The following is a 20,626-nucleotide window of genomic DNA, read 5'->3' on the forward strand; positions in this document are numbered from 1 at the left end:
TGTGGGTCAGGCCACGAGGTCTTCGTCGGCCATCTCGTCCGCCACGGGAAGGCTCACGGGAGCGGATGCCGCTGCCGAACGTCGCCAGCGCAACCATCCGTAGCCCCCGGCCGCAACGATCAACACCGACGCCACAGCTGTCGGCCACGCCGACGCGACCAGGGAGAGCACCAGCGAGACCACGCCGGATGCCATCACGGCCCACCACCCGACGACCAGCCTGCGAGCGAGTGCCGCCACCTGCACGAAGGTCGCGGCGACGAGGATGGCCGAGCCCCAGGCTGCGGCGTCGTCCGACTGGTCCGTCAGCGCGTAGGCGGCGACGACGGTGGCGATCGCGAAGAGCACGACGCCGTACGCGATCTCACGGCCCGAAGCGGAACGAGGTCTGTCGACGGGTTCGGCGCGGCGAACCCGCCACCCGTAGCCGCACAGCAGGGCGAGAACCAGCCGGATGCCGGCATCCACGAACCGGCCCTCGGCAAGTGCCTCGACACCGAGCAGCACGAGAGCGACCGCTGCAGCGGGCCACGCCCAGCGCAGACCGCGCGCGACCGCGACCAGCCCACCGAGATAGAAGACGATCCCCGCCAGCGTCATCGGAGTGACGCCCTCGGAGCCGACCGTCGCCAAAGGCGCAGTGAGCCACTCGAGCACAGGGGGCATGAAGGCCTTTCACAACGGTTCGCAGGTTCTCCATTGTGCCGTGAAGGAGGGGCGGATCCGGGCCCCTGAACGAGTCCCTTACGACTCATCAGCCAATCGTTATCGACGTGTGACGCGCTGTGCCGCTCGATTCGCACGCCCTGCGCCGCCGTCGTACTCTGGTCCCACGCGCACAGCACCGACGCCTTGATGGCGTGTTTGCCGGGCGCGTGAACCGCGAAGCAGCGAGGGGGGCAAGAATGAACGTCGGTCGACGGCATCCGATGAGCCTCGAGCTGCTGCGCCAGGAAGCCAGGGACGAGTTGGCCGCCGTGATCGAGTTCCGCTGTCGCCTGGGCGACGACCCGTGGGACTTCCTGCACGAGCTGCCGACTGTCGACGAGCAGGTCGTGTTGACGCTCCGCGAAGAGACGATCGAGGCGCACGAGCTCGGCGAGGCGCGTTCCCGTGCGTACCATCCCTCTGCCCCGCGGCAGGACCGCGAGCGCTTCGAGTACCAGCTGCTCCGCAGGGTCGCCCTCGATCACCCTGAGCTCTCCCTCGCCGTGTGGGGCATGCTCGGACGACTCAACGCCGCGTGAGGCGGCCGCCGCGTCATCCACCGATCGATGACGGAGTACGGCCGACCGGTTGATCCGTCGCGCTCTCGCGCTCGCGAGGCTGGGGTCATGACTGAGACCTACACAACACACCCCGCCCGCCGCGATGACGAGATCGCCCGCCGCGCAGCATTCCGCCCCGCCGTCATCCTCATCACCGCCTTCGTCGCGCTCAGCGCCGCGATGATCGCCTTCCTCGGCGTCCTGACCGCTGTCGGGGTCGGGGCCGACATCGCCGTCTGGATCCGCTGCTCGCTCGTGTTCGGCAGCGCGATCGTGCTGCTCCTGTTCACGATCGGCGCGGCCAGGGGCTCACGCTCCGCCTGGATCCGCCTGCGCATCGTCAGCCCCATCGTGGTCGTCGCCGTGATCGTGATCGTCTCGATCCCGGGCTTCCTCCCCGACTGGGTGCGCGTCGAGCAAGCGGTCTGCGGTCTCCTCGTGCTCCCGGTGGCGATCATGGCCAACCTCCCGCGGATGGGCGCCCTGTTCGCCAAGCGCGCGTAGGGTCGGAACATGGTCGACCCCCGTTGGCGCACGGTGCTCACGGTTGTGCCGTACGTGGTGCTCGCACTGCTGGTGGTGTACTCGCTGTTCATCGGGTGGGATGACCCGGCGCGGCTCATCCCCGAGCTGATCCTCTGCGCCGCGTACGGCATCTGGGTTCTGGTGATGCGCACCCTCCCCACCTCGTGGCGGGATCGTCCGGCCTCGATCGCCGTGTTCATGACGGTCGCCATCCTGATCAACCTGGTGCTCGTGCTGCTCGACAGCTGGTTCGCCTTCCTCACCATCGCGACCTTCTCGTTCGCCTACTCGCTGGTCGAATGGCCGTGGGAGCTTCTCGCAGTCGGCGCGACGGCGGTCGTCTCCGGCACCGCACAGGCGTCCAGCTTCGGACCCGATGTCGCCGGCATCTCGGGCAGGGTGCTCGTGATCGTGCTCAACATCGTGGTCATGTGCGGGCTCGCTTGGGGCGTCAACATGGCGCAGTGGCAGCAGGCGCGAGCCTCGACCCTCGAGGCCACGTCCGCCGAGCGAACCCGATTGGCCAGGGAGATCCACGACACGCTTGCCCAAGGTTTCATCGGCATCATCACCCAGCTGCAAGCGGCAGATCAGGCGTCTGACGAGGCACTCCGGCGCCGACACACGGATGCCGCGCTCGCCCTCGCACGCGATGGTCTCGCCGAGGCGCGCCGCTCCGTGCAGGCGTTGCGTCCCGCCGCGCTGGAGGCTGGGCGACTGCCCGAAGCGATCACGGCTGTCGCGCGGGACTGGTCGGCCCGAACCGGCATCCCGGTGCACGTGCGCACGTCGGGTTCCCATCGCTCCCTTCCGACGGATGCCGAGGTGGCCCTCCTGCGCACGGCCCAGGAGGCGCTCGCGAACGTCGAGCGTCACGCCCACGCCAACTCGGTGACGTTGACGCTGACGGATGACGAACGCGGCGCCCGACTGGAGGTGCGCGACGACGGCCGCGGCTTCGATCCCGCAGCGCTGGCCACCGGGCCCGTCACGAGTGCGGGTGCGTCGGAGGGTACGGACGGCGCGGCCGTCGCCGAGGATGTCGGCGGAGGATATGGGCTCATCGCGATGCGCGAACGTCTCGAGGCCGTCGCCGGCGTCCTGGTCGTCGAGGCGCGGCAGGGACGCGGTACTGCCATCCGAGCGGAGGTTCCGGCATGAGCTCCGCTGAATCGACCGCAGCCGAGCCGAGCACGACAGACCCGAACGCCATCAGGCTCCTGGTCGTCGACGACCACCCGGTCGTGCGGGACGGCATCGTCGGCATGGTCTCCTCAGACCCGGGCATCCAGGTCGTCGGCGAAGCATCGGACGGCGCCGAAGCCGTGCGCTTGGTGCGTGCGCTCGAACCGCACGTCGTGCTGATGGACCTCAGGATGCCGGGCACCGACGGCGTCACCGCGATCAGGGAACTGACCAGACTCGGCGTGAGCAGCCGCGTCGTCGTGCTCACCACCTACGATGCGGACGCCGACGTTCTACCGGCTATCGAAGCGGGCGCGACGGGATACCTGCTGAAGGATGCCCCACGCGACGATCTCGTGCGTGCCGTGCACGCCGCAGCACTCGGCCACACCTCGCTCGCCCCGTCCGTGGCCACCCGACTCGTCGGGAGGGTACGCGCTCCTGAGGCGAGCCTGCTCAGCTCCCGGGAGCTCGAGGTGCTCGCCCTCGTCGCGGACGGCGCGACCAACCGGCAGGCGGGCGTGAGGCTGCACCTGAGCGAGGCGACCGTCAAGACGCACCTGCTGAGCATCTACGCCAAGCTCGGCGTGAGCGACCGCGCCGCAGCCGTCGCCGAAGGATTCCGGCGCGGCCTTCTCGACCTGTCGCCCGGCGAGGCCACGCGGTAGGCGCTCACCGCTCGATCGCGAACGGCCTCGGCAACTCGCACACGAACGACCTGCAGAGGTACTCGGTCGGTTCGCCGCCGTTGGCCGTGCGCGCCTCGAAGAGCTCGAAGCCCGCCTCGGCCAGCGCGGATGCCGCGCCTTCCGTCACCGCGACCGCGACGGTCGCGACGGGGTCGTCGGTCTCACCATCGGTTGCGCCTCGCAGCGCGACGGCATGGGCGAGGCTCCTGGGGAGCTGCTCCCCCGCGACGACGACGAGCTGACGCGGCTCGCCGAGGAGCGCGCCTGCCACCTGCAGCGCAGCTCCGAACGCGAGCGGGTTGCCGGGCGCAAGCCCCGCGACAGCGCCGATCGCCGTCCTGGCCGCATGGTCGTATCCGTCGTCGCCGGTGAGCGCGTAGAGAACCCGTGCCGAGTCGGCGAGCGCGGACGACCCACTCGGGTATGCGCCCTCCGACGGGTCTGCGTCCGAGACCAGGCCCAGCCCGGCCAGCACGGGGTCGCCCCCTCCCGGCACCGCGAACGGCGCATCTGAGCCCGCGCCTACGGCGGCGTCGAGGGTGGCATCCACCAGCGTGCGAGCGGCGACCGCGAAGCGCGGCTCCCCCGTGGCGAGGAACACGTCGAGCAGGCCGCGAGCGAACAGGCCGAAGTCCTCGAGAGCAGGTGCAGCGGATGACACCCGGCCGCCGAGCGAGGCGCGCACGAGCATCCTGCCGTCCACCGACACGTGCGAGGCGATCAGCCGGTCGGCGACCTGCATCGCAGCGGTCGTCCACTCCTCGTGCCCCAGGAGCGCCCCGGCGTGGGCGAGCGCGCCGATCGCCAGGCCGTTCCAGCCCGTCAGCACCTTCTCATCGAGCCGCGGAGTCGGCTGCGCTGACCGCGCAGCGGGCTCGAGCAGGTAATACGCACCCTCCCGGCGAACACCGTCGACCTCGCTCTCGGAGTCCTGCGCCGACGCGAACCCGTCGTCGACACGCAGGGTGGTGAGCAGGAAGCGGGCGATTCCCTCAGCGGTGTCGGCGAAGAGTCGGGCATCCTCAGAGATTCGGCCTCGCTGGACGGCCGCATCCGCGTACAGCCGCAGCAGGCCGGCGTTGTCGTAGAGCATGCGCTCGTAGTGCGGCTCGCTCCAGTCGCGCCGGGTGCCGTAGCGGAAGAAGCCTCCGTCGACGTCGCGCAGCGGCGAGAGGGCCATGCTGCGCAGCGTGTGACGTGCCGCGTCTCGCCCGGTCTCCGTGCCGCTGCCGAGCAAGAACCCGAGCGCGGGAACCGCGGGGAACTTCGGGCCGGGGAACTCGGGAGCCGTGCCGAATCCGCCGAACTCCGGGTCCTCGACCCCCGCGAGCCCGACGGCCGCCTTCTGCAGTGCGGCAGGGTCGATGGATGCCCCACCGCCGCCCTCCGCGCGCATGGCGCTCACGGCGGCGGCAACCCGCGACGCGGTGTCGGCGGCCTGGTCTCGGCGGTGCGTCCAGGCATCCGACACGGCGTCGAGCACCTGCTCGAACGACGGAAGCCCGCCCCTGGCCTGCGGTGGAAAGTAGGTGCCGGCGAAGAACGCCCGACCGTCGGGGGTCGTGAAGACGCTCAGCGGCCAGCCGAGGTTGCGGGTGAAGGCGCTCGCCGCGGTGAGGAACGCTGCGTCCACGTCGGGATGCTCCTCCCTGTCCACCTTCACCGGCACGAAGCCCTCGTTCAGCCGCGCGGCCAGTTCAGGGTCGCTGAACGACTCGCGGGCCATCACGTGGCACCAGTGGCACGTGGCGTAGCCGATCGAGACGAACACCGGCACGTCGCGCTCTCGCGCCTCTGCGAATACGTCCTCACTCCACGGATGCCAGTTCACCGGATTGTCGGCGTGAGCCAGAAGATACGGGCTGACGGCGTCGGCGAGACGGTTGGGCATGGCGCCAGCCTAGGCTCGGGCGCTCGCGGCCGGGCCGCGCGCGAATGGCTGCGGCTCGGTCATCCTGTGGCTCGACCCCCGGGTCGCTCGCGGTCCGCCGCGGGTCTGGTCGATAGAGTCTGCCCGTGAAGTTCTCGATCGTCGACGGCCCTACCGCTGCAGCGCTGGCCGAGATTCTTCCCGTGCTGCTGCTCGCGTTCACGGTCGAGCTGCGGCGAACCGAGCTGCATCGCAGAGGTTCGAAGCCCGGTTGGATGATCGCCGGGCTCGCTCTGTTCTACGTGGTGTTCGGACTCGTCGAGACGGCCATGGTCATCTCCATCGACGGTCGCCTCTTCCCGTCCAAGCCGAGCGACGTGCTCTCGGCCCTGACCATCTTCGTGCTGCTCTGCCTGCTCTTCGTGATGGCCCTCGTACCTGCGAGGAGCAAGGACGACCTCGACGACGACTGAGCCGAGCACACGCTCAGCGGGCGCGAGGTTGCAGGAAGTACGCGTCGAGGCAGTCGGGCGCGACCTCGTCGAGCCACCGGTTCTCGGCATCCGTGTTGTTCGGAATCGCCCTGCGGTAGGCGATGGCCTCCGCCAGCCCGTCGCGCGGGTCGGTTCCGCAGGTCTCGAGGAAGGCGTCGACGAGGAGGGAGCGCAGGGGACCGACACGCTCTGCGGTGACCGCATCGACGTCGAGCTCCGCCCCGAGCATGACGATCACCGTGATCGCCGCGTCGACGGATGCCCGCCCGGCCGCCACGTTGTCCCAGTCGATCACGACCGGTCCGCGGTCGCTCAGCAACACGTTCTCGGGGTGCAGGTCGCGGTGCACGATCACCGCGGAGCTGTGCTCGTCGGGCTCGCCACCGGCATCGTCTCCGCCTGCGAGCCACGCAGGGGCCGGCATCCTGTGCAGCCGTTCGTGCAGCTCGCCGAGCAGACGGCCGTAGCGCTCGTACTGCTCCGGCTCGTTCGCCAACAACTCGAAGAGGGTCGCGCCCTGAACGCGCTCCAGCACGAGGTCGCCGCCATCCACGTCGAACACGTGCGGCACCGGATACCCATGGGTCTCCAGGTGGCGCATGATCCGCGCCTCGTCCACCGCCGAACGACCGGAGCGATACCGTCGCAAGACACGCCCGTCACTCAGGTCGAACACGTCGGCCGTGCGTCCCTGCGCGATCAACTCCATGCCTAGAGACTAGAGCCGCGGACGGCCCACGAGGTCACCGCGGCAGAGCGCGCCGCGACCTCCCTCGGGATGACGCTCAGCCCACCTGCAGCGGATGACCGCCCCTGCGCCCATCGTCGCCGCGGTCGAGTGCGGCGATCCCGGTCAGGTCGTCGTCGGTCAGCTCGAAATCGAAGATGTCGAAGTTCTCATCCATGCGCTCGCGATGGTTCGACTTGGGGATCGCGACGTTGCCCACCTGGATGTGCCAGCGCAGCACGACCTGAGCGACCGATTTGCCGTGCGCGGTCGCGATCTGCTGAAGCACGGGCGCATCGCTCAGGGTTCCGCCGCCGAGCGGGTACCACGCCTCCGTTGCGATGCCGTGCTCGAGGTGGAACGCCCGCAGCTCGCGCTGCTGGAACTCGACGTGCAGCTCGATCTGGTTGACGGCCGGCGTGACGCCCGTCTCGCCGATCAGGCGCTCGAGGTGGTCGACCTGGAAGTTCGAGACTCCGATGGCCTTCGCACGACCGCTCTCAGCGATCGAGATGAGGGACTTCCACACGGTCGGGAAGATGCTCTTCGACGGTACGGGCCAGTGGATGAGGTAGAGGTCGACGTAGTCGAGACCGAGCGCGTCGAGGCTGGCCTGGAAGGCATCCTCAGGGCGTTCTTGGTCGCTGTTGGCGAGCTTGGTCGTGATCCAGAGGTCGTCGCGCGGGATGCCGGACGCCCGGACGGCTTCCCCCACCCCCGCCTCGTTGTGGTAGCCGGCGGCGGTGTCGATGTGCCGGTACCCGGCCTCCAGCGCGTTTCCGGCGATCTCAGCGGTGCGGTCCGGATCGACGCGGAACACACCGAACCCGAGCTGCGGAATGGCGGTGCCGTTGTTCAGGGCGATGGTGGGAACGTTGGTCATGCCTCAACGCTAGCGAACGTGCGCGGGCGCCGTCCTCAGCCGACCGAGGTCGGACCGTCCATCGCTGATCCGCCGAGATCGTGCACCTCGGCCTCGTGTTCGGAGCCTCCAGGCCGCGGATTGCCGATGAAAGCGGCCGTGAAATGGAAGACGCGATCGGGATCATCCGGATGCTCCTCAGCGGCCTTCGCCCCGTACGCACGCCACTTCTCGAACAGCTCTGCCACCTCGTCGGAAAGCTGCTGCGCCTCCTTCTTGGTGAGTACGGCGGCGGCCATGTAGAGCAGCCTCGCCGCTTTGGGATCGCGTGGAAGGCTCTCGTCGAGAATGCCGCGGAGCCAGTCGAGCCGGTCGGCGATGAGGGTGTTCCTCGCGAGATCGGCCTCCGGAAAGTACACCCCCTCCGGGTACGTCATGCCCCAGACGCGGTCGCGGCTGTCCTTGGCGAGATCGGGCAATTCTTTGATGAGCCCCGCCTTGGCGAGCGACCGAAGGTGGAAGCTCAACGAGTTCGCGGGCTCGCCGGTGATCTTCGCGAGGTCGGCGGCGCGGAGGTGGTCGCGCGCGCCGAGCTCCCACATGATGCGCTGGCGCAGTGGATGAGCAAGGGCACGCAACATCGCCGGATCCGTCACCGCGTACGACTGCTCCACCACGATCGGGAGTCTAGGCGGTGCCCCGGATTTAGACAAAGAATCTTGCGCACTTTCTCTTGCGCAAGATGTGTTGCGAATCTAGGCTGGCCCCCATGACCACCCCGACGCCCGACGCGACAACGTCCCGCATGACGGCGGCAAGCCTCTGGCACAACGCGCCGTACCTTCTGCTGATGACCGGCAAGACAGGCCAACTGCTGGGCAATGGCATCGCGGTCTTCGCCGTTCCACTGATCGCCTTCGGCATCACGGGGTCGGTGTTCTGGTCCGGAGTGATCGCCGCGATCAGCGAGGTCGGCGTGCTGGTGGCGACCCTGCCCGCCGGCGTCATCGCCGACCGCATCGACCGGCGGCGAATCCTGCTGGTCTGCTCTGCGCTCGGAGCCGTCATCTGGTTCGGACTGTGGTGGGCGGATGCCGCTGGCGTACTGAACGCATGGGAGCTGGCTGCGGCGCTCCTGGTGGCCTCCGCGATCGCGGCCTTCTACGCGCCGACGGAGGCGGCGGGCATCCGCTACGTCGTCAGCTCAGAGCAGCTGGGAACGGCGATGGCCGCGATGCAGGGCCGAGGCGCCGTGGCGAGCCTGCTCGCTGGTCCGCTCGGCGGGTTGTTCTACGGCATCAGCAGAGCATTGCCGTTCCTCGCAGGCACCGTGACGTACCTGCTCGCCGGCATCACGACGCTGTTCGTGCGCACCCCGTTGAACGACCGTCGCCATCACGAAGACACGCAGGGCGCCGTCGCCTCCCTCGTCGACGGATTCAGGTTCGTGCTGGCCGTGCCGATCATCCGCACCGGCATCGGCGTCTTCGCGCTGCTCAACCTGGCGTTCGGTGGAATCATCGTGACGATCAACCTGCACCTGGTCGCGACGCACACCGCTCCCCTGCTGATCGCCCTCGTCGACGTGGTCTCCGGTGTCGCCATGCTGGCCGGAGCGATCGTCTCACCGAGCCTGGTGAAGAGGTTCCCTTCTGGCCCGCTGGCGATCATCTGCATGGCGCCCTCCGTGCTATTCGGGTTCGGGCTCGCCTTCGCCACGCAGTATGTCGAGTACGTCGTGCTGATCGCCGCGATGACGATCTCCGTTCCGCCGGTGAACGCCGGACTGCTCGGTTACGTCGGAGCGATCACGCCGCAGAATATGCAGGCTCGGATGAACTCGGTGCTGTCCCTCTCCTGGACGACCGTCGCACCGATCGCACCGCTCGTCGGCGGAGCGCTGCTCGCATCTGTCGGCGTCGGATGGTCGCTGGCGGCATTCGCAGCGCTCCTGCTCGTCGGATTCATCGCGTTCGCCACGATGCGCGCCGTGCGCCGGATCGGCCGACCGGAGACGTGGGAGGCCGATCTGGTCACCTGGCCGCCCACACGGTGATCACGGCTCGGTGGGGTCTCGATACGCGTCGCCATCGGCGGCGCTACTCGACCAGCAACGGGTCAGACGTCGTAGACCCTGATCAGCTCCCGTTTCAGCACCTTGCCGCTCGGTCCGAGCGGAAGTGACTCCACGATCTCGACCCGCCGCGGGTACTTGTAGGCGGCGACGCGCTCCTTGACGTGTTCGATCAGCTCGTCTGGCGTGGCCTCCGCGCCTGGCATCAGCGTGACGGCGGCCATGATCTCCTGGCCGTGGCTCTCGTGCGAGACGCCGAACACCGCGACCATCGACACGGCGGGATGAGCTGCCAGCACCTCCTCCACCTCGCGCGGATAGACGTTGTAGCCGTTCCGCACGATCATGTCCTTCTTGCGGTCGACGATCGTGACGTAGTCGTCGTCGCTCTTGGTGCCCAGGTCGCCGGTGCGGAACCAGCCGTCGATGACGGCCTCCGCCGTCGCCTCCGGCAGGTTCAGGTACCCCTTCATCAGGTTGTGCCCGCGCACGACGATCTCGCCGAGCTGCTCACGCGGCAGCAGCACGATGCGGTCATCGATCTCGGGGTCCGCCACCTCCACCTCGACGCCCCACAGCGGCTGGCCGACGGTGCCGGCGCGCGTCGGCTTGCCGACGATGTTGAAGGTGGCGACGGGGGATGTCTCGGTCAGGCCATAGCCCTCGTGGATGTTCACCCCGTACACCTCCTTGAACCGCTCGATCACCGCGAGCGGCAGGGCGGATCCGCCGGACAGCCCGTACCTCAGGGGTGGCCGCTCCTCGTTCGCCTTCGCAGCCTCGAGCAGGGCGATGTACATGGTCGGCACGCCGGTCATGATCGTGCACTCGTGCTTGTTCAGCAGGTCGAGCGCCGTCGCGCCGTCGAACTTCGGCACCAGCACGACGGTGGCGCCCGCGCGGAAGCCCACGTTCATCACGCAGACCTGGCCGAACGTGTGGAACAAAGGGAGGCATCCGAGAATGCGGTCGTCAGCGCTGAGGTCGAACGCGTCGGTGAGCAGCGAGCTGGTCTGCTCGACGATCGCGAAGTGGCATCCCTCTGCGCCCTTCGGCTTTCCTGTCGTGCCGCTCGTGTACAGGATCGTCGCCGTGTCGAACGGATCGCGCGGCAGGTAGCCATCGACGGGCTCGGCCACGGATGCCTCGTCCTCCAGCCGCGGGAACGGCAACGTCGCCTGCATCTCGTCGGGCACCAGCACGCTCAGCACGTCGACGCCGGCTGCGGCGGCCCCCTTCGCTCCCTCGCCCAGCAGCGGCGCCGCGCAGACCAGCGCGACCGCGCCGGAGTCCTTCAACACGTACGCGATCTCGTCCGCCTTGAGCAGCGCGTGCACCGGCACGACCACTCCACCGAGCGCCAAGACAGCGAAGTAGACCCGGGGGAAGTCGGGCACGTTGGGAATGAGCACGGCCACCGGCGTGCCCTCACCGACGCCCCGTGCCAGCAGCGCGCCTGCGTAGCGCTTGGTCTCCTGCCACAGCTGCGCGTAGCTGATCTGCTGTTCGCCGAAGATCACGGCGATGCGATCGGGATTCTGCCTGGCAGCCTCGGCCAGGATCGAGGCCACCGAGACGGTCGCGAAACCGGTCGGAGCTGCGGCGTGCTTGCTCATGGTGCTCCTTGTCGTCGTTGACATGGCATTCCGGCGCGTCGAGAGGGTGCGAGACGGCTCCCTCAGCGAGCGGCGCTGATGGTGAGAAACCTACACGTTCCGGCCGGGCGCAGACTCCGTCGATCCCCGAGCGGATGCACCGACTCCGGCCTCCCGTGGTGTGCCGAGGTACCGGCGCACGACGCCTCGCAGCGCGGTGATGCTCGCCCGGATCGACGCCACATCGATGTGCTCGTCGTTGCCGTGCATCCCTCGCCTGACCGCGGCGTGGGTCCAACGTTCGCTGAGCACGTCGAATCCGTAGGTAGGGATGCCCGCCCAGCGCAGGAACCGCCCGTCGGAGCCGCCCGGCGCGACCACCGGAACGGCGTCCGCGTGCGGATACACGTCGGCGATGGATGCCCGAATCGCCTCGAACAGCGGCGTACCCGTCGCCGACGAGCTGGACGGGGCATCCCCCTCGCTGGTCACCGTGACGTACGGCGCGAGATCGCCGAGCGCATCGACGATCAAGGCGTCGACATCCCGCGGCGTGACTCCCGGCAGCGTGCGCACGTCGAGCACCACCTCGGCGGCGCCCGGGATGACGTTGCGCGCATCTCCGCCCCGCACGATCGTCGGCGAGACGGTGGTGTGAGTAAGTGCGTGCGCCAGCCCTGCGAGCGGACCGAGCTCGGGGAGCGCGGAGTCGAGAGTCTCGGGATCGACAAGGCGCGCGGCGACACTGGGCGGGAATCCCGCCGCGTCGACGTAGCGGGGCCAGAACTCGTCGATCACTGCGGGCGACGGATGCGCGGCGATGCGCTCGATGGCGCGCGCGGCCAGCACCGCAGCGTTGACCGATCCGTACGGGGTCGAGCCGTGTGCCGGGAGCCCACGCACCTTCAGCCGCCTGGTGGAGATGCCCTTCTCCGCAACCGTGACGGTCACCCCGCCCACGGGACCGAGGTCGCCGGTCGAAACGTCGAGGGACCGCAACGGCACTCCGCCCGACTCGGTGATGGCGGCATCCGCGCGAAGCAGCTCCGGACGGTGCTTCAGGATCCAGTCGGTTCCGAGCCTGCCGCCGCCCTCTTCGTCGGCCACTGCGGCGAAGACCAACCCGCCGGGGAGGGGCTCCTCGGCGACCTCACGGGCGACGATCGCGTAGGCGACCGTGATGGCGAGCATGTCGAGCGCTCCCCTGCCCCAGATGACGCCGTCATCGTCGAGCACGGCGGCGAAAGGGTCGTGCACCCAGGCGTCCGCGACGACGGGGACCACATCGGTGTGGCCGACCAGGGCAAGGGTCGGTGCCGCCGGGTCGGTGCCGGGGATGCGAACGATGAGGCTGACCCTGCCGGGATGCGGCTCGACGAGCTCGACATCGATGCCGGATGCCGCGAAATACCCCTCGAGCGTGCGGGCGCTGCGCTCCTCGTGCCCGGAGTCCGGGCTGCCGTCGTTCACGCACGCGTTGCGAATGAGTTCGCGCAGCAGCGCTACCGCCTGGGCTGTCGCATCCATCGTTCTATTCTCTCCGACCCACTCTGCTGGTCGAGTAGCACGACGGCGCAGTCGCCTCGCCCCCGCTGGTCGAGTAGCGCGACGGCGCAGCCGTCACGCCCCCGCTGGTCTAGTAGCGCGACGGCGCAGCCGCCACGCGTATCGAGACCTCGCTCGCACCGACACGGGTCTCGATACGCGTCGGCCTTCCGCCGGCGCTACTCGACCAGCGGAGCGACCTCACGGCAGCCCGGCGAGCCGCAGCAACGCGGCCGCGAGCGCGCCGACGATCACGACGACGAGGAACGGAGCGCGCAGCAGCAGCGCGATCATGGCCGCGATGAACGACCCGATTCGCGCGTCGAACACCAGCTGCTGGCCGGAGGCCAGCGTGTTGAGCACGGTGAGGGATGCCAGCAGTCCGATCGTGAGGGCGCCGGCCACACGGGTCATCCGCTTGTTCTTCAGCACCTTGGCCGGCACGAGGTAGCCGACCAGCTTGGTGAGATACGCGACGACCGCCGCTGCGAGGATGTAGAGCCAGGTCGTCATGCCGTCGGCTCCGTCGGCTCCGTGGACCCCGTCGAGTCGTGCGGCTCGTGAGGTTCCACGTCGGGTTCGAGTCCTTCGTCGGGTCGGCCGACGCCGAACAGACCCCAGACCGCTGCGACCGCAGCCGCGATGAGCACCGGGATGCCCGGTGGCACGAACGGCACGGCGACCACCGTCACCACGGCGCACGCGACCGCGATGGCCACCGGCTCGCGGCCCTTGAGTCGTGGCCAGAGCAACCCGAGGAACGCGGCGACGGCGGCTCCATCGAGCCCCCACGCCTTGGGGTCGCCGATCGCCTTGCCGAGCAGTGCGCCGAGTGCCGTGAACACATTCCACAACAGGAATATGCCGATGCCCGTGACCCAGAAAGCTCTCTTCTGCTCGGCGGGATCGGTCTGCGCGCTGGCTGTGGCCATCGACTCGTCGATGGTGACCTGAGCAGCGGCGAAGCGCAGCCATCCACGAGGTCGCAACAGGGCGTTCAACTGCATGCCGTAGACGGCATTGCGGATGCCCAGCAGCGCCGCCGACCCGAGGGCTGCTCCCCCGCTGCCGCCTCCTGCCAGCACACCGATGAAGGCGAACTGCGAGCCGCCGGAGAACAACAGCAGGCTGAGCGCCATGGTCTGCCAGAAGTCCAGGCCGGATGCCACGCCGAGCGCACCGAACGACACTCCATAAAGGCCGGTGGCGATGGCCACGGATGCCCCCGTGCGGGCCGCCGGCGAACGCCACAGCTTCATCCGGCCAGTCTGCCAGGGGCAGGGTTCGGCGATGTGTCCGGTCGACTCGGCAATCCCGCACACATTTCGAGACCTCGAGTCGGCCTCAGGTATCGCCGTCGCGGCGTCACGGTGATACGTTCAGCGCTTGTTCCGCGACAATGCCGCCGCGGAACCGTCGGCGCAGGTCGCCGAGCCATCAGCGCCGCTTGGCACCTTTCGAAGGATGCAGCATGTCGAAACCAGCGATCAGCGAAGCACCGGATCCGGCGCAGGAGCAGCCGCACCAGCTGAAGGCGAACGGTGTCAGCGGCGCGGGAGCGGTGGTGATGGCCGTCGCGGGCAGCGCTCCCGCCTATTCGATCGCGGCGACGACCGCCCTGCTGATCGGCGTAGCCGGTCTCGCTTCCCCTGCTGCATTGCTCTGGTGCGGCATCCCGATGCTCGGAATCGCGTTCGCGTTCTCGTACCTCGGTCGCTCGGACGTGAACGCGGGTGCGTCGTATTCGTGGGTCGGACGCGCACTGCACCCCGTGCTCGGTTACCTCTCCGGTTGGTCTCTCGTCATCTCGGCGACGATCTTCATGGTCGCCGGTGCTCTCCCCGCCGGCCAGTACACCGTTTCGCTGTTCTCCGAGAAAGCGGCTGGCGACACCTGGCTCGTCACGCTCGTCGGTGCTGCGTGGTTCCTGGTGATGGCGATCTGCGTACTCGTCGGCGTGACCGTCACTGCCGTAGCGCAGTGGATCATGTCCTCGATCGAAGTGGCCATCCTCGTGGTCTTCGGCCTCATCGCGATCATCAAGGCGATGGCCGGGTCGCACGCCAACGGGGCCGCGTTCTCCTGGGACTGGTTCGGGTTCAGCCACTTCGGCGGCTTTTCCGGATTCCTCGGTGCGGCGCTTATCGCGGCCTTCTACTACTGGGGCTGGGATGTCAGCTCGAACCTCAACGAGGAGACGACCAACGGCAAGAAGTCGTCGGGCATGGGCGGCATCATCGGTGTGATCATCGTGTTCCTGCTGTTCGAGGTGTTCACGATCGCCACCCAGGTGATGCTGCCCGAGAAGACCATTGAGAACAGCAACAACCTGATCGGTCAGCTCGGACAGGCGATCATCCCCGGCGTCGGCGGCAAGATCCTCATCGTCGCGGTCATGCTCTCCACGATCGCCACCCTGGAGACGACTCTGATCCAGGTGACCCGCTCGTTGTTCGCCATGGGGCGTGATCGCACCCTTCCCGCGCGATTCGGCAGGACCCACGCGAAGTGGAAGACGCCCGCCTTCGCGACGCTCGTCGTCACGGGCGTCTCGCTGGTGCTGTTCATCGGGTCGAACTTCCTCGGCAGCGTCGGAAGCATCATGAGCGCCGCGATCAGCTCGATCGGTTTCCAGATCGCGTTCTATTACGCACTCGCCGGTGCGGCCGTCGTCGTGGCGTATCGCAAGCAGATCTTCAAATCGGTGAGGAACTTCATCTTCATCGGCTTGTGGCCCGCGATCGGAGCAGTCTTCATGACGCTCGTCTTCATCTTCTCGATCCCCGGCCAGGACCCGCTCGTTCTGATCATCGGCATCGGTACCATCGCGATCGGCCTCGTGCCGATGGCGATCTACTGGCGCAAGGGTTCCAAGTACTTCGCCAGGCGGCCCCTCGAGACCGGTGACGAGATCCCCGCGGCGACGGTCAACGTCTCCGTGATCGATCCGCGAACCGATCCGGAGCACTTCCAGAAGTAGGTGTGGTCGGGCTGCTCATCGGGAGGCATCGCGCACGAATAGGATGGAAGGCTGATGTCTTCCGTCCAGGCCGCTCCTGATCGCGGCATCCCCGCCATCCACTTCCCACCCGAGCTGCCTGTCAGCGAGCGACGGGAAGACATCGCGCGCGCCATCGAGGCGAACCAGGTCGTGATCGTGGCGGGCGAGACCGGGTCGGGCAAGACCACGCAGCTGCCCAAGATCTGCCTGCAGCTCGGTCGCGAGTCGATCGGGCACACGCAGCCCCGCCGCATCGCGGCCCGAGCGATCGCCGAGCGCGTCGCGGAAGAACTCGGGGACGAGGTCGGCGGACTGGTCGGCTACAAGGTTCGGTTCACCGACGAGGTGTCGAAGGCGACACGCATCAAGGTGATGACGGACGGCATCCTGCTGAATGAGATCCACCGCGACCGCGACCTCAAGGCCTACGACACGATCATCATCGACGAGGCACACGAGCGCAGCCTCACGATCGACTTCCTGCTCGGTTATGTGAAGCGCCTGCTCCCCCGCCGCCCCGATCTCAAGGTCATCGTCACGAGCGCGACGATCGACCCGGACAGCTTCGCCCGGCACTTCGCGGATGCCAAAGGACGCCCCGCACCCGTGATCGAGGTCTCCGGGCGCACCTACCCCGTCGAGGTGCGTTACCGCCCGCTCGTCGCCGAAGACGAGGGCGACGACGACGATGTGGATGTCGCACCAGCCGTCGACAAGGACTATTTGACCGGCATCACGGACGCCCTCGATGAGCTGGCACTTGAGAAGCCCGGCGACGTGCTCGTGTTCCTGTCCGGCGAGACCGAGATCAGGGATGCCGAAGACGCCGTGCGCGGACACCTCACGCGACAAGGGCAGGCGGATGCCACGCAGGTGCTCCCGCTGTACGGACGGCTCTCAGCAGCCGACCAGCACCGCGTGTTCGGCCCCGTGCCCGCGGGCATCCGCCGTCGCGTCGTGCTGTCGACGAACGTGGCGGAGACGAGCCTGACCGTGCCGGGCATCCGGTACGTGATCGACGCCGGCACGGCGCGCATCTCGCGGTACTCGACGCGCGCCAAGGTGCAGCGCCTGCCGATCGAGGCGATCTCGCAGGCATCCGCGAAGCAGCGCTCAGGACGCTCCGGCCGAACCAGCGACGGCATCGCGATCAGGCTGTACTCGGAGGAGGACTTCGAGAAGCGGCCCGAGTTCACCGAGCCGGAGATTCTGCGCACGAACCTCGCGGCGGTCATCCTGCAGATGATCTCGCTGGGGCTCGGCGACATCGATGCGTTCCCCTTCCTCACCCCGCCAGACTCGCGCGGGGTCAAGGACGGACTCGACCTGCTCGCCGAACTGAACGCCGTGAGCGACGGCCGCTTGACGAAGACCGGCCGCACCCTCGCAAGGCTGCCGATCGACCCGCGTTTCGGGCGGATGCTGGTGGAGGCCGGCAGCAACGACGTGGTGCGGGAGGTGATGGCGATCGTCGCGGGGCTGACCATCCAGGATCCGCGCGAGCGTCCTCTCGAGCGTCGAGCCCAGGCCGACCAGCAGCACGCAAGGTTCGTCGACCCGACGAGCGACTTCCTGACGCTGCTGAACCTCTGGAACCACCTCGAGCAGAAGCAGAAGGAGCTCTCGTCGAGCGCGTTCCGCCGCCTGTGCAAGGCGGAGTACCTGAACTACCTGCGCATCCGCGAATGGCAGGACCTCTACCGTCAGCTGCGGCGCACCGCCAAGCCGCTCGGACTGGTGCCGAAGGATGCCAAGGTTGACGCCGACGGCATCCACAAGGCGCTTCTCGCTGGACTGCTCTCCCATCTCGGCCTGCGCGACGCGCAGAAGAAGGACTATCTCGGCGCGAGGAACACGCGCTTTCTCGTGTTCCCGGGCTCCGCGCTGGCCAAGAAGCAGCCGCAGGCGATCATGAGCGCCGAGCTGGTGGAGACGAGCAGGCTCTTCGCCCGAATGAACGCCGCCATCGACCCGGCATGGGCCGAGCCGCTCGCCGGCGACCTGGTGCGTCGCAGCTACAGCGAGCCGCACTGGGAGAAGCGGCAGGGTTCGGCCGTCGTCTTCGAGCGCGTCACGCTGTTCGGCCTGCCGATCGTCGCGAAGCGGCGGGCGCAGCTCGGGCGCATCGACGCGCCCCTCGCAAGGGACCTCTTCATCAGGCATGCGCTCGTCGACGGCGAGTGGCCGGTGGATGCCGCGGCACGCGGGCGGGACCACGCGTTCGACTTCCAGCGTGCGAATGCCAAGTTGCGCACCGAGCTCGAGAAGGTCGAGGAGCGCACGCGGCGGCGCGACATCCTGATGGATGACGAAGCCATGGTCGCCTTCTTCGAAGAGCGCATCCCACGAGAGGTCACCGACACCCGCTCCTTCGAGTCGTGGTGGCGGCAGGAGCGTCGGACCAACGGCGGACTGCTCACCATGCGCCGCGAAGACCTCGTCGACGACGTCGAGGAGGCGAAGGTCGATGAGGATGCCTTCCCTCCCGTCTGGCGCCAGGGCGATCAGCGTCTCGCGGTGACCTACCGCTTCGAGCCCGGCGAAGAGGACGACGGCGTCACCGTACAGGTGCCGCTCGCGCTGCTCCCCCGTCTGTCGCCGATCGGGTTCGACGCCCAGGTGCCCGGGCTCCGCACCGAGCTGATCACGGCGCTCATCCGCACCCTCCCGAAGGCGCTGCGGCGGTCGGTCGTGCCTGCGGCCGACTGGGCCGCACGCATCGCGGCGGAGCTGCCGGACGGCCTCGGTTCAGCGCGGAGCTCCGGCGTCGGTGCAGCTTCGGGCGCCGCCGCCGGCGCAGGGGCGGAGTCCTTCTCGGTCATCCTCGCCCGCACGATCAAACGACTCACCGGCACCCCGGTCGACGCAACAGACTTCGATCTTGAGCGGGTTCCCCCTCATCTGCGCATCACGTTCCGAGTGATCGATGAGCGCTCTCGCGTCGTGGCGAGCGGCAAGGATGTCGGCGAACTGCAGCGTTCTCTGGCGCCGAAGGTGCGCGAGAGCGTGGCGAAGGCATCCGTTCAGCGTCGCGATCCGATCGAGCGCACCGGCCTCACCACCTGGGACTTCGACGAGCTTCCGCGCTTCGTCGACACCGAGCAGGGCGGGCGCGGAACCGGGATGCCTCGCAGTGTCATCCGCGGATATCCCACGCTCGTCGTCGAGAAGGACGGCGTCGCCATCCGGGTCGTCGGCACGCAGCAGGAGCAGGAGGCGTCGCTTCCGGACGGCGTACGCAGACTGCTCCTGAACGACATCCCGTCGCCCTCCGGATACGTGCAAGAACACCTCACCGGGGCAGAGAAGCTCGCCCTTGCGGCCAGTCCGTACCCGTCGACGAAAGCGCTCTTCGAGGACTGCCTGGCCGCGGTCATCGACTCCGTGCTGTTCGAGGTCGCTGCCGGTGGACTCGTCTTCACGCGGACCGAGTTCGAGGCGATCCGCGACCGAGTGTCGGCAGGGGTGATGGATGCCCTGTTCGGCACGGTCTCTCTGGTCGCACGCATCCTCACCGAGCATCGCGCCGCAGACAAGGCGCTCTCGGCGACATCGTCGATGGCACTCCTCGGGGCGCTCACCGACGCGAAGACCCAACTGGCGGGACTCGTCTTCCCTGGATTCGTCTCACGGACCGGACTGGTGCAGTTGCGGCACCTGCCGCGCTACCTGCAGGCGATTGCGTGGCGCATCCAGCGGCTGCCCGACAACCCGGGCCGCGATCGCGTGTGGATGACAGAGGTGCAGACCGCCACTTCGCGCTTCACGGATGCCGGCGGTGCGATCCCGCTCCCCGCGCACGCCCGACCGTCCCTGGTGCACGCCCGTTGGATGCTCGAGGAACTGCGCGTCAGCTTGTTCGCCCAACAGCTCGGCACCGCGGAGACCGTGTCGTTGCAGCGCATCCAGAAGGTGCTCGCGGGGTAGCGCGCACAGGTTCGCGCGAACACGGGCTACATGGTTGGATGCCTTCACCGACTTCGGGTTCGGGTCAGGTAGCTGAGGAGCGCCCCGTGCTCGGCTCGTGCTGGTTCCATTCACCGGTGTCGAGGTAGGCGACCTTTCGGGCCACCGAAACGGCTTGGTCCCCGAATCGCTCCAGATAGCGTGAGGCGAGCGTTGCATCGACCGTCTGTTGCGCCGCTTCATCCCATCCTTGGTCGGTGACGGTATCGAACACGGAGCGGTGCAGCTTGTCGATCGCCGTGTCGGACTCGATCAATTCGTCGGCGACGGCGAGGTCGGCGGTGCGCAGCAGCCGCACGAGGGCCTCGGCGGCCCGGATGTCTTCGGACGCCATCCGGGTGAACGTGTCTCTCAATTGGTCCGGTGCGACCCTGCTGGGGAAGCGGCGGCGGGCGAGTTCGGCGACATGTCTGGCGAGATCGCCCATCCGCTCCAGATTGGCGCTGATCCGCAACGCGCTGACCGCGACCCTGAGGTCGCGTGCAACAGGCGCCTGCCGGGCGAGAATCTGGATGACCAGCTCATCCAGCCCCGTGGCCATGGCATCGATCTGAGGATCGTCGCCGATCACTTCCTCGGCTAGCTCGATGTCGGCTGTCTCCAGAGCGACGGTGGCACGGCGGATGGCCCTCAGCACGAGCTCCGCGATGTCGACAAGCCGATCCTGAACTTCGGCCAACTCGACCTGGAACACTGCACGCATCAGGGCCTCCCCACTACACCCAATCCCCCAATGACTGTAGACGACGCGTAGGACGCCGCCGCAACGAAGGGCAGACTGTGCATGTGCGACGGAGTGCAGTGATGGCCGTACTCGCCTTGGCG

18 protein-coding genes are annotated in these 20,626 nt (G+C 68.3%); 8 read left to right on the forward strand and 10 right to left on the reverse strand.

The window, feature by feature from the left end; genetic code table 11:
• Positions 1-6: 6 nt before the first annotated feature.
• Positions 7-666: a nicotinamide mononucleotide transporter gene (locus tag ACYVDN_RS07975; protein WP_460570156.1), complete on the reverse strand. Its 660-nt coding sequence runs from the start codon at positions 664-666 to the stop codon at positions 7-9.
• 239 nt (positions 667-905) lie between these two features.
• Between ACYVDN_RS07975 and ACYVDN_RS07980 the strand changes: the two genes are divergently transcribed.
• The 4 genes from ACYVDN_RS07980 to ACYVDN_RS07995 all read left to right on the forward strand — a co-directional run bounded on the left by ACYVDN_RS07980 (position 906) and on the right by ACYVDN_RS07995 (position 3,646).
• On the forward strand, positions 906-1,247 hold the full coding sequence (locus ACYVDN_RS07980; protein WP_460570158.1) for a hypothetical protein: 342 nt from the start codon (positions 906-908) through the stop codon (positions 1,245-1,247).
• Positions 1,248-1,334: 87 nt separating this feature from the next.
• Positions 1,335-1,772, forward strand: a complete 438-nt coding sequence (locus ACYVDN_RS07985) for a hypothetical protein (RefSeq protein ID WP_460570160.1) — start codon at positions 1,335-1,337, stop codon at positions 1,770-1,772.
• Positions 1,773-1,781: 9 nt separating this feature from the next.
• On the forward strand, positions 1,782-2,954 hold the full coding sequence (locus tag ACYVDN_RS07990) for a sensor histidine kinase (protein ID WP_460570162.1): 1,173 nt from the start codon (positions 1,782-1,784) through the stop codon (positions 2,952-2,954).
• On the forward strand, positions 2,951-3,646 hold the full coding sequence (locus ACYVDN_RS07995; protein WP_460570164.1) for a transcriptional regulator: 696 nt from the start codon (positions 2,951-2,953) through the stop codon (positions 3,644-3,646). The genes ACYVDN_RS07990 and ACYVDN_RS07995 overlap by 4 nt, the downstream gene beginning before the upstream one ends.
• A 4-nt stretch (positions 3,647-3,650) precedes the next feature.
• Here the strand turns inward: ACYVDN_RS07995 and ACYVDN_RS08000 are convergent, their stop codons facing one another.
• Positions 3,651-5,558: a thioredoxin domain-containing protein gene (locus ACYVDN_RS08000; RefSeq protein WP_460570166.1), complete on the reverse strand. Its 1,908-nt coding sequence runs from the start codon at positions 5,556-5,558 to the stop codon at positions 3,651-3,653.
• Positions 5,559-5,683: 125 nt separating this feature from the next.
• Between ACYVDN_RS08000 and ACYVDN_RS08005 the strand changes: the two genes are divergently transcribed.
• Positions 5,684-6,010 (forward strand): hypothetical protein, encoded by a 327-nt coding sequence (locus tag ACYVDN_RS08005; RefSeq protein WP_460570168.1) that lies wholly within the window; start codon positions 5,684-5,686, stop codon positions 6,008-6,010.
• Between the two features lie 13 nt (positions 6,011-6,023).
• Here ACYVDN_RS08005 and ACYVDN_RS08010 read toward each other — a convergent pair whose 3' ends face one another.
• From ACYVDN_RS08010 to ACYVDN_RS08020, 3 genes are all read right to left on the reverse strand, one after another.
• The gene (locus tag ACYVDN_RS08010) at positions 6,024-6,740 is read right to left on the reverse strand and encodes a BUD32 family EKC/KEOPS complex subunit (RefSeq protein WP_460570170.1); all 717 of its coding nucleotides are present in this window, start codon (positions 6,738-6,740) and stop codon (positions 6,024-6,026) included.
• Positions 6,741-6,816: 76 nt separating this feature from the next.
• Positions 6,817-7,641, reverse strand: a complete 825-nt coding sequence (locus tag ACYVDN_RS08015; RefSeq protein WP_460570172.1) for an aldo/keto reductase — start codon at positions 7,639-7,641, stop codon at positions 6,817-6,819.
• A 35-nt stretch (positions 7,642-7,676) separates the two neighbouring features.
• A complete protein-coding gene (locus tag ACYVDN_RS08020) occupies positions 7,677-8,297 on the reverse strand; it encodes an ArsR/SmtB family transcription factor (RefSeq protein WP_460570174.1) in 621 nt (206 codons plus the stop codon).
• A gap of 92 nt (positions 8,298-8,389) precedes the next feature.
• Here ACYVDN_RS08020 and ACYVDN_RS08025 point away from each other — a divergent pair, with 92 nt between their 5' ends.
• The gene (locus ACYVDN_RS08025; RefSeq protein WP_460570176.1) at positions 8,390-9,676 is read left to right on the forward strand and encodes an MFS transporter; all 1,287 of its coding nucleotides are present in this window, start codon (positions 8,390-8,392) and stop codon (positions 9,674-9,676) included.
• Positions 9,677-9,738: 62 nt separating this feature from the next.
• Here the strand turns inward: ACYVDN_RS08025 and ACYVDN_RS08030 are convergent, their stop codons facing one another.
• From ACYVDN_RS08030 to ACYVDN_RS08045, 4 genes are all read right to left on the reverse strand, one after another.
• Entirely contained in the window at positions 9,739-11,310 is a 1,572-nt protein-coding gene (locus tag ACYVDN_RS08030) for a long-chain-fatty-acid--CoA ligase (RefSeq protein WP_460570178.1), read from the reverse strand.
• A 90-nt stretch (positions 11,311-11,400) separates the two neighbouring features.
• Positions 11,401-12,816, reverse strand: a complete 1,416-nt coding sequence (locus ACYVDN_RS08035) for a zinc-binding metallopeptidase family protein (RefSeq protein ID WP_460570180.1) — start codon at positions 12,814-12,816, stop codon at positions 11,401-11,403.
• A 219-nt stretch (positions 12,817-13,035) separates the two neighbouring features.
• Positions 13,036-13,347 carry an AzlD domain-containing protein gene (locus ACYVDN_RS08040; protein WP_460570182.1) on the reverse strand — a complete coding sequence of 104 codons (312 nt, stop codon included), beginning with the start codon at positions 13,345-13,347 and terminating at the stop codon, positions 13,036-13,038.
• Positions 13,344-14,093 carry an AzlC family ABC transporter permease gene (locus tag ACYVDN_RS08045; protein WP_460570184.1) on the reverse strand — a complete coding sequence of 250 codons (750 nt, stop codon included), beginning with the start codon at positions 14,091-14,093 and terminating at the stop codon, positions 13,344-13,346. The genes ACYVDN_RS08040 and ACYVDN_RS08045 overlap by 4 nt, the downstream gene beginning before the upstream one ends.
• A 212-nt stretch (positions 14,094-14,305) precedes the next feature.
• Here ACYVDN_RS08045 and ACYVDN_RS08050 point away from each other — a divergent pair, with 212 nt between their 5' ends.
• Together ACYVDN_RS08050 and hrpA are read left to right on the forward strand one after the other, a co-directional pair.
• Positions 14,306-15,814 (forward strand): APC family permease, encoded by a 1,509-nt coding sequence (locus ACYVDN_RS08050; RefSeq protein ID WP_460570187.1) that lies wholly within the window; start codon positions 14,306-14,308, stop codon positions 15,812-15,814.
• 54 nt (positions 15,815-15,868) lie between these two features.
• Positions 15,869-19,762: an ATP-dependent RNA helicase gene (gene hrpA / locus ACYVDN_RS08055; RefSeq protein ID WP_460570189.1), complete on the forward strand. Its 3,894-nt coding sequence runs from the start codon at positions 15,869-15,871 to the stop codon at positions 19,760-19,762.
• 64 nt (positions 19,763-19,826) lie between these two features.
• Here the strand turns inward: hrpA and phoU are convergent, their stop codons facing one another.
• Positions 19,827-20,504 (reverse strand): phosphate signaling complex PhoU family protein, encoded by a 678-nt coding sequence (phoU, locus tag ACYVDN_RS08060; RefSeq protein WP_460570191.1) that lies wholly within the window; start codon positions 20,502-20,504, stop codon positions 19,827-19,829.
• Positions 20,505-20,626: the final 122 nt, after the last annotated feature.

It is taken from the genome of Humibacter soli, assembly GCF_054779035.1.